12 protein-coding genes are annotated in these 12,305 nt (G+C 58.5%); all 12 read left to right on the top strand.

Annotated elements, in window-relative coordinates:
* Position 1 precedes the first annotated feature (1 nt).
* Entirely contained in the window at positions 2–385 is a 384-nt protein-coding gene (gene fliT / locus OP496_RS03790; RefSeq protein WP_280562148.1) for a flagellar protein FliT, read from the top strand.
* The gene (locus tag OP496_RS03785; RefSeq protein ID WP_280562146.1) at positions 382–1,602 is read left to right on the top strand and encodes a flagellar hook-length control protein FliK; all 1,221 of its coding nucleotides are present in this window, start codon (positions 382–384) and stop codon (positions 1,600–1,602) included. The genes fliT and OP496_RS03785 overlap by 4 nt, the downstream gene beginning before the upstream one ends.
* Positions 1,595–1,903 (top strand): EscU/YscU/HrcU family type III secretion system export apparatus switch protein, encoded by a 309-nt coding sequence (locus tag OP496_RS03780; RefSeq protein WP_280562145.1) that lies wholly within the window; start codon positions 1,595–1,597, stop codon positions 1,901–1,903. Before OP496_RS03785 ends, OP496_RS03780 begins: the two co-directional genes overlap by 8 nt.
* A gap of 342 nt (positions 1,904–2,245) precedes the next feature.
* The gene (flhD, locus tag OP496_RS03775; RefSeq protein ID WP_040241465.1) at positions 2,246–2,575 is read left to right on the top strand and encodes a flagellar transcriptional regulator FlhD; all 330 of its coding nucleotides are present in this window, start codon (positions 2,246–2,248) and stop codon (positions 2,573–2,575) included.
* A gap of 11 nt (positions 2,576–2,586) precedes the next feature.
* The gene (gene flhC / locus OP496_RS03770; protein WP_280562143.1) at positions 2,587–3,198 is read left to right on the top strand and encodes a flagellar transcriptional regulator FlhC; all 612 of its coding nucleotides are present in this window, start codon (positions 2,587–2,589) and stop codon (positions 3,196–3,198) included.
* Positions 3,199–3,355: 157 nt separating this feature from the next.
* Positions 3,356–4,237 carry a flagellar motor stator protein MotA gene (gene motA, locus OP496_RS03765; protein WP_280562142.1) on the top strand — a complete coding sequence of 294 codons (882 nt, stop codon included), beginning with the start codon at positions 3,356–3,358 and terminating at the stop codon, positions 4,235–4,237.
* 2 nt (positions 4,238–4,239) lie between these two features.
* On the top strand, positions 4,240–5,235 hold the full coding sequence (motB, locus tag OP496_RS03760) for a flagellar motor protein MotB (protein WP_280562141.1): 996 nt from the start codon (positions 4,240–4,242) through the stop codon (positions 5,233–5,235).
* 30 nt (positions 5,236–5,265) lie between these two features.
* Complete coding sequence (cheA, locus tag OP496_RS03755; protein ID WP_280562139.1) at positions 5,266–7,464, top strand: chemotaxis protein CheA; 2,199 nt, start codon at positions 5,266–5,268, stop codon at positions 7,462–7,464.
* A complete protein-coding gene (locus tag OP496_RS03750; RefSeq protein WP_280562138.1) occupies positions 7,461–7,955 on the top strand; it encodes a chemotaxis protein CheW in 495 nt (164 codons plus the stop codon). Before cheA ends, OP496_RS03750 begins: the two co-directional genes overlap by 4 nt.
* 69 nt (positions 7,956–8,024) lie before the next feature.
* Positions 8,025–10,241: a PAS domain-containing methyl-accepting chemotaxis protein gene (locus OP496_RS03745; RefSeq protein ID WP_280562136.1), complete on the top strand. Its 2,217-nt coding sequence runs from the start codon at positions 8,025–8,027 to the stop codon at positions 10,239–10,241.
* On the top strand, positions 10,238–11,110 hold the full coding sequence (locus OP496_RS03740) for a CheR family methyltransferase (RefSeq protein WP_280562134.1): 873 nt from the start codon (positions 10,238–10,240) through the stop codon (positions 11,108–11,110). The genes OP496_RS03745 and OP496_RS03740 overlap by 4 nt, the downstream gene beginning before the upstream one ends.
* 97 nt (positions 11,111–11,207) lie before the next feature.
* Positions 11,208–12,269 (top strand): chemotaxis response regulator protein-glutamate methylesterase, encoded by a 1,062-nt coding sequence (locus OP496_RS03735; RefSeq protein ID WP_280562132.1) that lies wholly within the window; start codon positions 11,208–11,210, stop codon positions 12,267–12,269.
* Positions 12,270–12,305: the final 36 nt, after the last annotated feature.

Below are 12,305 nucleotides of genomic sequence, written 5' to 3'. Positions count from 1 at the left end.
CATGAGCAATGCGTCGGAGCGTCTGGACATCTATGAGAATATGCTCGAGCGTTCCCGGGCGATGCTCGAAAGTGCACGTCACCAGGAGTGGGACGCGTTGATTCAACAGCGTGCCCGCCATGTGGCCGATGTCGAGACATTGCGGCGCGCACCTCAAGGTGAACGACTCAATGCGCAAGAGCGCCAGTACTGCGCGCGCATGATCGAGGAAATTCTCGAGCATGATCGCGTCATTCGAGATCAGCTCGATGCCCGCTGTGAGGAGCTCACGCAATTGATCGGCAACTCTCGGCGCCAGCAAGCGCTGGTGCGTGCCTATAATCAAGGGCAGGGCACGCTGTCGCAACGCACACGCTCCTCTCGGGGCACTGAAGGGCGCACGTGAGTGGCATAACGCCCATTATCGACACATTGCTCCATCAGGTGCTGGGGCAACGTATCGATGCGCCTCGAACGACTGACCTGCCTGCGCCGGTCAAGCCAGTGCTCTCCGGGAATGCCATCGAATCATTGACCCGTGAAGGCGGCGGGCTTCAGCAGCGCGGCTCCTCACAAGCCGAGTTCACCCCGGCACGTGCCTCGGCGCTTCTCGAAGCGGGCGTGCCTTCAGGCAAGTCGGAGGAGCACTCGGCGGCGACGCCCAGTTCATCCACGACGCATTTCAGTACCGCCGCGCGCACCATTGCCGTTGTGCTGGCGCGTTTTCCCGCGCCGCCTTCGTCGATTACCTCTCCGCAGCCGTTGCTCCAGGAGGGAGAGGCGTCGCCGAGGCTTCTAGCATCTCAATTGCAGCAAAATATTCAACACAGTGGCGTGTTCTACGAGTCGCACCTGGCGCGTTGGCTGAAGGGAGAATGGTCGACGGCCGCGTTGGCGCGCGAACCGCAGATGGCGTTGGCACCGCGAATGCCGGTGGCAACCGGACTTGCTACGACCGAAACGCCTCATGCGGCGCGTATGACAGACACGGGGCCGCCCACTTCACGCGCGACCATGGCCGAGATGGCATCACCGGCCACGTTGACTTCCTTACGCCCCGCGACCACGGCCAATCGTTTCGCCGAGGCGCCTTTGCTCGCTCAGCAAGGTGATTCTCCGGAGTTGCTCGCGGTGCGGGGAGATATGTCAACGAGCGGACAGCATCATACGCTGGCGAGTTCAGCCTTGCAGCAAATCGGCACGGATCAAAACGATACCTTGCAGTCTGTCGTCCGCCACCAATTGGAGATGTTGGTGACGCCGTCGTTGCGTTGGGAAGGCATGCTGTGGCCGGGCGTCATGCTAGCCATGACACTGCAGCAATGGTCGGAGGGCGATGGCCAGGATGCTGACGGTCAGGCGCAATCGCAGGGGCATGATAAATCACCCTGGCATAGTGAGATGAATATCTCCTTACCGAATCTCGGTGACGTACATATCGCCATGACGTTACGTGCCGAGCGGGCTTCGTTGTCGATCTCGGCGCCTGAGGGGGAGGGCCTGGAGCGCCTTTCGGAACAGGTGTCGGCTTTGCATGAGCGCCTTGATGCCTTGGGAGTGCAAGCCGTGATCGACGTGCACCGTATGCCTGACAACGACGCAAGTGAGGAACGCCATGAGTGACACGCCTGACGAAAGGCGACGTGCCGTTGCGTTGGCTTATCAAGATCCCTCAGCGGCGCCTGTAGTGGTCGCCAAGGGATACGGTGACCTGGCGGAACGCATCGTCTCGACAGCCCAGAACGAAGGCATCTTCGTGCATGATGCCCCCGAGCTGGTGGCACTTTTGATGCAGGTCGATCTGGATTCTCAAATCCCTCCCACCCTGTATCAAGTCATTGCCGAGCTTTTGGCCTGGGTCTATGACCTGGAGCATGAAGAGGCGACCTCGAATATCGACTCGGGAACGTCCGCACGTCGCTGAATTGCGACGAAGGGGTGCGGTTTATTGACGCACCCCCGTTCTTATAGCTTGCTTATAATTGACCTGATGTGGCGGCCCTCGAGCCGTCGGCAACGCTTGCTGCTAGCGTGTTACCGCCTTGTGCACCATGGCCGATTTCGTACTTACGAGTGAGCCAAATCGCTCCTCTTTTGTAAGGAATTGTTGGTTTCAATGTAGGAGATGTTGAATCTTTTCATAAAAACGTCTCAAAATGATGCGACGGTAAGAATCGAGTCAGCCGAAAAAGCAAAAAAACTGGCTCATCGGAGAGAGGTCGTAGAAACCTCCTTCGCCACAATAACGTCGTACGCAGGGAATTATATGGAAACCGATAGCCTTCTGGATGATATTCAAGATATCAACCTGTCCTACCTGCTGCTTACGCAGCGCATGATCAGCGAAGATCGCACCACTGCGCTCTTTCGTCTCAAGATGGATGACGAAATGGCGGATCTCATCGCTTCCTTGTCGATCAAGCAACTGACACAACTCGCGCGAACGAATCAACTGCTCTGCCGACTCTGCTATGACGAGCCGGAGCAACTGCGAAAGCTGACCCACAATCAGCGGGAGCAGGGGTTGGGGCAGACGCATGCTGCCCTGTTGATGGCGAGCGCACGTAACGAGTGCTCGTCCGTCTCTTCGAACTGAGGAGTAGCGTCGTGAGTGAGAAAAGTCTAGTGGGCGAGATGCTGCAGGTGCAGCTCGCCATCGAGTTGATCGATCTGGGGGCGCGTCTGCAGGTACTCGAGACCGAGACAGATTTGAGTCGTGGGCGCTTGATCAAGCTTTACAAGGAAGTGCGCGGCATGTCGCCCCCCAAGGGCATGCTGCCGTTTTCGACCGACTGGTTCATTACCTGGATGCCGAACATCCATTCTTCGTTGTTTTATAATATTTACAGGAGTCTGCTCGAGGACGGCGGTTGCGAGCGAATGTCGGCTTTCGTCAAGGCCTTCAGGCTGTATCTAGAGCAGGTCAGCCTCGAAGCAGGGGAGCCAGTGCTGGGATTGACGCGCGCCTGGACGCTCATTCGCTTCTTTGAAAGCGGCATGATGCAACTCTCGCCTTGCACCCGTTGCGGTGGTCATTTCGTCGCCCACGCGTACAGTCCCGATCACGACTTCGTGTGTGGTATTTGTCAGCCACCTTCGCGTGCCGACAAGACACGCAAGAAGCGTCAGGCCGAAGAGCGGGTGACAACACCGCGTCATCAGTCTGCGCCGGCTTCTGAGTCGGATGGGATGACGGCGCGACGCCTCGTCGCTAGATAGGCGTTCGCGTATCTAGTGTCGTCGCGATCGCAGGGGGGACGACCGATACCGGAAAGCGACACGACGCATTTCTGCGTTTTTTCATTCAAGGCGTGTCGCTTCCTGCCGATAGAGATATCAACGGGCCAGTTATGCATGCCGCTAGGAGCGTTCTGCTGTGTTGATTCTAATCGGCTATTTGGTTGTTATCGCATCGATCGGGGGTGGTTATACCTTCATCGGGGGCCACTTCGGTGCGCTATTCCAGCCATCCGAAATTCTCATGATCGTCGGTGCTGCCGTGGGTGCCTTCATCGCAGCCAACAATGGCAAGGCGATCAAGGCTACCCTGCGTTCATTTTCGAAGCTCAAGCGCACCAATAAGTACAACAAGGCGATGTACATGGAGTTGATGGCATTGCAGTACCGCCTGCTGACCAAAGCGCGGCGGGACGGCATGCTGGCCCTCGAACGTGATATCGACTCTCCCGAGGATAGTGCGATCTTCTCCGACTATCCCAAGATCTCTAGTGACCCCTTGATCATGGCGTTCATCACCGACTACTTGCGTTTGATGGTCAGTGGCAACATGGACCCTTTCGAGATCGATACGCTCATGGAGCACGAGATCGACACCTTCCAGCACGAGGCGGAAATCCCCTCCCATTCTCTACATAGTGTCGGTGATGGCCTGCCTGCATTCGGCATCGTGGCGGCCGTCATGGGCGTCGTTCATGCCTTGGGGGCAGCCGATCAGGGCGCGGCAGCCATGGGACAGATGATCGCTCAAGCACTGGTGGGAACTTTCCTGGGGATTCTGCTCGCCTACGGGTTCGTGCTACCTGTCGCCCAGCGCCTTCAACTCCAGATCACCGAAGCCACCAAGATGTTGCAATGCATTCGCGTGACTTTGATGGCGAGCCTTAACGGTCTGGCGCCTCAGTTGTCGGTGGAATTCGGGCGCAAGGCCCTGTTCACCGCCGAGCGGCCCTCGTTCACTGAGCTCGAAGAACATGTCCGTGCAGAGGGAAGCGGTACACGTGACACTGGGACGGGTTAAGCATGAGCAGCGAACGTCGTCCCATCATCGTCAAACGCAAGAAAGTCGTCAGTAAAGGGCATCATGGGGGCAACTGGAAGATCGCCTATGCCGATTTCATGACGGCGTTGATGGCGCTCTTCCTGGTGCTCTGGATTCTGTCGATGGTACCTGAAAAAGAGCTCGATAATATCGCCGAATATTTCCGTACACCCTTGGCGGTGGCGATGACCGGCGGTGACAAGTCGACGGCGAGTACCAGTGCGATCCCTGGCGGCGGGGCGGACCCCACCTTCTCCGAAGGTGAAGAGCGGCGCATTGACAAACGCCAGCAATCGCGCCCCAGCGAAGAGATGCGACGTTTGAGGGTGCTGCGGGACCGCCTGGAACGCCAGGTTCGCGAAGATCCTAACCTGCGGCAGATGAGCCCGCAGTTACGTACCGACTTCATTCCGGAGGGCCTGCGCATTCAGCTTGTCGATACCGACAAGCGGCCCATGTTCGAGTTGGGCAGTGCCCGACTCGCACCGTACATGCGGGATCTCTTGCAAGCTCTGGCGCCAGAGCTCAACGCGGTGCCCAATGCGATTAGCCTCACTGGGCATACGGATGATCTGCGTTACGCCGGCGGAGAAGCGGGGTATAGCAACTGGGAGCTTTCCGCCGACCGAGCCAATGCGTCGCGTCGTACCCTGGTCGCGGCCGGGCTCGATGCCGGCAAGTTGCTACGCGTCGCGGGCATGGGATCACGCGTCAACCTGGAGGGTACAAAGCCCAGTGATGCGATCAATCGGCGTATCAGCATCGTCGTACTGTCGGAGCACGCCGCCGAGCAGATCCGCGATCAGGGCGAAGCCGGTGCGGCGAGTCCCGAGACGATACTCAACCGTACGGATGATAGGCAGCGAGAAGGGTTGTCGCCGACGCAAGGCGCTGACTCACTAATGCGTAACGCACTCCCGCAAGTGTATGAACGCACCACTGGTGGCGGTGAAGGGCAAGATCAGCCATCGCCCTAACGATCACGATTACGATCACGTGGAACGAGCATGGATATAACAGAATTCTACGAGACCTTTTTCGAAGAGGCCGAAGAGCTACTGGGCGACATGGAGCGCCACCTGCTCGAGCTAGATCTCGACGAGCCGGATCCGGAGCAACTCAACGCCATTTTTCGTGCCGCACATTCGATCAAGGGGGGCGCGGGCACCTTCGGGTTCAGCGTGCTGCAAGAAACCACGCACATGCTCGAAAACCTGTTGGATTATGCCAGGCAGGGCGAGCTCATCTTGCGTACGGATATCGTCGACCTCTTTCTGGAAACCAAGGATATGCTTCACGACCAACTTAATGCCTACCGCAATGGCGCCGAACCGGATCCGGAAGTCTATACCCGAATTTGTCAGACGCTGAAGCAGCTAGCGCTGGATGAGTTGGGACATGGCGTGGGCAGCGAGCCCGAGGCCGATATCGCGCCACCCGAGCAGACGTCGGATGAAGCCGAAAGTCCGGCTAGCGGGAATACGGTTGGTGAGGACGCGTTGGAGGGGCAGGCGCATGATACTCAAGCCGCCGACGCCGACGCCGACGCCGACGCCGACGCCGATACCGGCTGGCTTCACGTCGTGCTCTTGAACGTCTCCGACAAGGACCGTGAACTCCTCGTCGAGGAACTCGGAAATTTGGGTGCCGTGCAAGAGCAGCATGGAGATGCTGCGCGTTATGAGGTGGTGCTGGAAAGTGCCTCCAGCCGCAGCGATATCGAAGCTGTGATGTGTTTCATCGTCGAGCCTGAACAGCTAGACATCTCTGCGATCGCCGCACCGACCGAGACGACACAGGCCGAGGCTGCTGCGGCATCCACCGTGGCGCAGGACGATGCACCGACACCCGAGGCACCGGCCCCTGCCGAGCAGGCGAAGGCTCCCGCAGAAAAAGCACCGGCCCAGGCAGCGACCGATGAAAAACCTGCGAATGCGGCGCCAGGCAAAAAGGGTGGTGGTGCCAAGAAAAAGGCCGGTGGGGAGTCGGCGACGATTCGTGTGCCGGTGGAAAAGGTCGATCAGATCATCAATCTTGTCGGTGAACTGATCATTACCCAGTCCATGCTCGATCAAACCGCCAGCGAACTCGACGTGGATGCGCATGGGCCACTGGTCAATGGCATGAACCTGCTGCAGCGCAACGCGCGTGACTTGCAGGAGTCGGTGATGTCGATCCGCATGGTGCCGATGGACTATGTGTTCAGTCGCTTTCCACGCTTGGTGCGCGATCTTACCGGCAAGCTGGGCAAGGACATCGAGCTGGTCACCGAGGGCCAGTCCACCGAGCTCGACAAGAGTCTGACCGAGCGCATCATCGATCCTTTGACGCACCTCGTGCGCAATAGTCTCGATCATGGTATCGAGATGCCTGATGTTCGCGAGGCTGCAGGAAAGCCACGTACAGGCCAACTGACGCTTTCTGCCCAGCACCAGGGCGGTAACATCCTCATTGAAGTGAAGGACGATGGGGGCGGTCTCAGCCGCGACAAGATCCTCGCCAAGGCGGCTCATAACGGGTTGACCGTTTCCGACAGCATGAGCGACAGCGAGGTCTGGCAGCTTATCTTCGCGGCGGGTTTCTCGACCGCCGATCAGGTCAGTGACGTCTCTGGACGCGGCGTGGGTATGGACGTCGTCAAGCGCAATATTCAGGCCATGGGCGGCCACGTCGAGATTCAGTCCTGGCCTGGGAAGGGCACCACGACCCGCGTGGTATTGCCGTTGACCCTGGCCATCCTCGATGGCATGTCGGTCAAGAGTGGGTCAGAAATTTTCATCCTGCCGCTCTCGGCAGTGTTCGAGTCGCTACAGCCCAGCAACAATGATATCTACTCGATGGCGGGCAACGACAAGTTGCTCAAGGTGCGCGACGAGTACCTACCGCTGATCGCCTTGCACGACATTCTGCACATCGACGGCGCCGAGCAGGACCCGACCCAATGTATCGCGGTCATCCTGCAGGCCGAGGGCCGGCGCTATGCCTTGTTGGTCGACGATCTCGTCGGGCAGCAACAAGTGGTGGTCAAGAACCTCGAAACCAACTACCGCAAGGTGCCGGCCATATCCGCCGCGACGATTCTAGGAGACGGCAGCGTGGCGCTGATTCTCGACGTCGCCGATGTCAACCGCTTGCACCGTCAGCGTGCCACGCCCCACAAGCACGCCGAACTAACCGCATCACGCCAGGAGGACGTAGTTTCATGAGTGACATGACCCAGGCCGCCGAGGCGGCTATCGATACGCAAAGCCAGGAATACCTGGTGTTCTCGCTGGGTAGCGAGGAATACGCCGTCGATATCCTGAAAGTGCAGGAAATCCGTGGCTATGAAAACGTGACCCGCATCGCCAATGCTCCTGAGTTCATCAAGGGCGTGACCAATCTGCGCGGTGTGATCGTGCCGATCGTCGACCTGCGCATCAAGTTCAATCTCGACAAGATCGAATACGAAGGACAGACCGTGGTGATCGTGGTCAACGTCGCCGACCGGGTCGTGGGCATCGTAGTCGATGGAGTGTCTGACGTCATGACGCTCTCCTCTGACCAGATCAAGCCTGCCCCCGAGTTCGGTGAGACGCTGTCTGCCGATTACCTCAGTGGTCTGGGCAGTCTCGAGGATCGCATGCTGGTCATCGTCGATATCGAGAAACTGCTGACCAGCGAGGAAATGGCATTGGTCGAGCAACAAGCACAATAACGCTGTCGCGAGGCGTCACCAGAGCTCGCCGACACAAAGCAATAAAAATGAACACCAGGGAACCGTATCATGCGCAATAATCAGCCCGTTACTCAGCGTGAGCATGAGCTCGCGGATGAAGATTACCTGTTGTCCCGCACGGATTTGAAAGGCGTCGTCACCTACGCAAATCCGGCTTTCGTCGAGGTTAGCGGCTTTACCTACGATGAGTTGGTGGGATCTCCGCACAATATCGTGCGTCACCCCGATATGCCGCCATTGGCCTACGAAAATCTGTGGGCGACCCTGAAGAAGGGCGAAATCTGGGGCGGGCTGGTCAAGAACCGTTGCAAGAACGGTGACTTCTACTGGGTGCATGCCACCATAACGCCGATTTTCGAAGGCGGCGAGATCGTTGGCTATACCTCGGTACGCGTGAAGCCCTCCGCCAAGGCACGTGCCGAGGCAGAGCGGACTTATGCCGCCATGTCGGCTGGCAAGCGTCGTGGGGTCAAGCTCGACCGTGGCCAGATTCAGCATACCGGTGTCTTGGCCCGTCTCAAGGGTCTCAAGTTCAATACCTTCAAGGGCCGTCTAGTGACCATGATCGTCGCGGCGGTGCTGATGCTGGCGGTCAGCAGCGTTCTGTCCATGGTCAGCCTGCAGCGTGCCGGCGACAAGCTGCAGGCATTATCCGAGCAAGGTCTGGAAGACGTTGCCCGTCTGCAGCAAATCGATCAGTTGATGTCCAAAGGTCGAGACTTGGTCGACAAGCCCGTCAGCAATCCGATGTCGGGTGACATGGAAGCCGTGACCGCAGAGGCCAATACGCTGATGACCAAGCTCTCCGAGAGCTGGGGGGCGTACTACGATAACCGTCCCGCCAATCACACGGAGGCTGCGGAAAGCTTCGATACCTCCGTACAGCGTTATCTGGACGATGGCATGCAGGTGGTGCTGGATACCCTGAATTCCGGCGATTTCTACGAGGCCTATGTCGCCTACAACGACGTGCTTGAAGGCGAGAGTGAGACGGTAAGCGATCAGCTCAACACCCTGGTCGATGAAAAGCGTAACGATGCTATGGACATGGCCACCGAGGCCGCCGAGACGCAGCATGAAATGCTGCTGTGGCAGGCTGGCGTCTTTATCTTCGGGCTGGTCGTGCTGGTGATACTGGGGACCATCACGGTGCGCTCGACGCTGCGTCCGGTGCGCGAAGCCCTGGACTTTTCATTACAGATCGCGGCCGGCAACCTAGGCGCCACGCTCAAGGGCGGCAAGCAAGATGAAATCGGACGCCTCACCCGGGCGCTGGATACCATGCGCCGCAGCCTTGGCAACATCGTCAAGGAGGTCAATGAAAACGTGGGTGTTGTAACCCCGGCGACCCGTAACATTGCCGAAGGCAACGAAGACCTTTCTTCGCGCACCGAGCAGCAAGCCGCATCGCTTGCCCAGACGGCTTCCAGCATGGAAGAAATGACCGCCACCGTGAAGCAGAATGCCGACAACGCGCGTCAGGCTAGCCAACTCTCGAGCACGGCGAGCGAGACGGTGCGTCAGAGTGGCGAGGTCATGGGGCAGGTAGTCAGCACCATGGGACGCATCCGTGATAGTTCCCATCAGGTGGCGGATATCGTGGGCATGATCGACTCGATTGCCTTTCAGACCAATATTCTGGCCTTGAACGCTTCCGTCGAAGCCGCCCGCGCAGGTGAGCAGGGGCGTGGTTTCGCTGTCGTCGCCGGCGAGGTACGGAATTTGGCCAGTCGCAGTGCCGAGGCTTCCAAGGAGATTCGCGGGCTGATCGATAATGCGACCAAAGAGGTCGAAGGCGGCACCGATCTGGTACGCAAGGCCGAGGGCAGCATCGAGGAGGTCGTCAATTCGGTCACGCGTGTCAACGACATCATGAACGAGATCACTGCGGCCTCCGACGAGCAGAGCAGCGGGATCGAGCAGATCAATCAAGCCATTACTCAGATGGACGATGTCACCCAGCAGAATTCCCGGCGTGTGCAGGAAACGGCGTCGGTCGCCGCGGACCTTGAGTCCAGCGTCACCGAGCTGTCGCGCTCCGTGGCTGTCTTTCGACTGGCCGGCAGTGGTGTCGAGACGGTGCGTCGCAACCAGCATTCGGCGAGTCTTGCCAAGTCGCAGGCATCTACAAGTCACGGTGGCGATAAGCAAGCGACGTCATATTCAGCGCAGCGTCAAGAGACCCCTTTGGTGTCTCAGCGCCAGGGGTCGCCGACAGAAGGTTCTCACCAGGCATCACATGAAGAGGAGTGGGAGTCCTTTTGAGCGAATTTCGTCAGTCTCTTGCGCCGCAGGAAGAACATCCTGGCTTGTTCGGGACAGCCGACCGGGATCTGGAATTCACGGAGTCGGATTTCGACAAGATACGTACGCTCATTTATCAGCGCGCCGGCCTTGTGCTGGCGTCGCACAAGCGTGAAATGGCCTACAGCCGCTTGGCAAAGCGGTTGAGACTGCACGGTATGCGTCGCTTCAGCGAGTATCTGGCGCGTCTGGATCAACAACCTGACTCGCCGGAGTGGGAGGCATTCACCAACGCGCTGACGACGAACTTGACGTCGTTTTTCCGTGAGACGCACCACTTCTCGTTGCTCGCGGAGCACGTCAAGCAAGCGACTTCTCCCGTGCGTATCTGGTGTGCTGCGGCGTCGACAGGGGAAGAACCCTACTCGTTGGCGATCACCCTGAGCGAGGCGCTGGGTAGCCGAGCCTCTCAGGCGCAGATTCTAGCTACCGACATCGATACCGACGCGCTGGATAAGGCACGCAAGGGGATCTATGCGCTGGATCAGCTGGATAAGGTCTCCGAAGCATGCCGTCGGCAGTTTTTCCTGCGGGGCAGTGGTGCACGCGCTGGGATGGCGAAGATTCGTCCCGAACTGGCCTCGATGATCGACTTTCAATCACTCAACCTGACCTCGGGCAGTTGGGTAGCGAAGGGGCCATTCGATGCCATCTTCTGTCGTAACGTGATGATTTATTTCGACAAGGAAACACAGGCACGCATCTTGGAGCGTTTCGCTCCGCTGATGAAATCCAATGGTCTATTGTTCACCGGCCACTCGGAAAATTTTTCCTACCTAACGCAGCGTTTCAAGCTTCGCGGGCAGACCGTGTACGAATTATCGCGCTGACCCTTCAGTGTTCATGCGACTAGCCGATAAATCATGCATATCGGTTGGCCGTGCTCGGCAGTAGATCGGCGGTTCTCATACGTAAGGAGTGGTGGCGTTGTCCTCGAACAAGATCAAGGTGCTATGTGTCGATGATTCGGCGCTGATTCGTGACCTGATGAGCAAGATCATCGACAGTCAGCCTGATATGGAGGTCGTTGCCACGGCACCCGATCCCCTGGTGGCCAGGGATCTAATCAAGCGCACCAACCCTGACGTGTTGACCCTGGATGTCGAAATGCCGCGCATGGATGGTCTTGATTTTCTCGAGCGTTTGATGCGTTTGCGTCCCATGCCGGTCCTGATGGTGTCTTCGCTGACGCAGCAAGGTTCCGAAATAACCCTGCGGGCTCTGGAGCTGGGCGCCGTCGATTTCGTCGCCAAGCCGGAAATGGGCATCCGCGAAGGCATGCTCGAATACACTCAGATGATCGCCGACATGATCCGTGCGGCGGCACGCTCGCGTCCCAAAGCCGTGGCCAAGCAGCCGTCGGCGAAGGATCAGGAACCGCTCAAGGCGCCGATCCTCTCGAGTGAGAAAGTCATTATCATTGGTGCCTCGACGGGAGGCACAGAAGCCATCCGTCATGTACTGGAGCCTCTGCCCGTCAATAGCCCGGCAGTTCTTGTCACCCAGCACATGCCGGGTGGATTTACGAAGTCCTTCGCTGAGCGTCTCGACAAATCATGTCGCATCTCGGTCAAGGAGGCGGTGGATGGTGAGCGTATTCTACCCGGCTATGTCTATATCGCGCCGGGAGACTGGCACATGAAGCTAGCGCGCTCGGGTGCCAACTACGTCATCCGCCTGGATAATGCGCCGCCGGTCAACCGACACCGTCCGTCGGTGGACGTGTTGTTTCATTCCGCCGCGCAAAGCGCGGGGCGCAACGCCATCGGCGTGATTCTTACCGGCATGGGCAAGGACGGTGCGGCGGGTCTGCTCGAAATGCATCAGGCAGGCGCCTATACGATTGCCCAAGATGAAGAGAGTTGCGTGGTCTTTGGCATGCCACGCGAAGCGGCCATCCTCGGTGCCTCCGATACCATCGCGCTTACTGAGATTCCCGCCGCCTTGATGAAACGCGCCGAAGCCTCGGGACGCGCGCAGCGGGTGTGACCGCCAACGAGACAACAAACCGGGCTACCCCTATTC

The organism is Chromohalobacter sp. 48-RD10 (assembly GCF_029889785.1).
Lineage (GTDB): Bacteria > Pseudomonadota > Gammaproteobacteria > Pseudomonadales > Halomonadaceae > Chromohalobacter.
The sequence above is the reverse complement of the archived record's forward strand: the minus strand, read 5'-3'. Positions and strand labels throughout refer to the sequence as shown.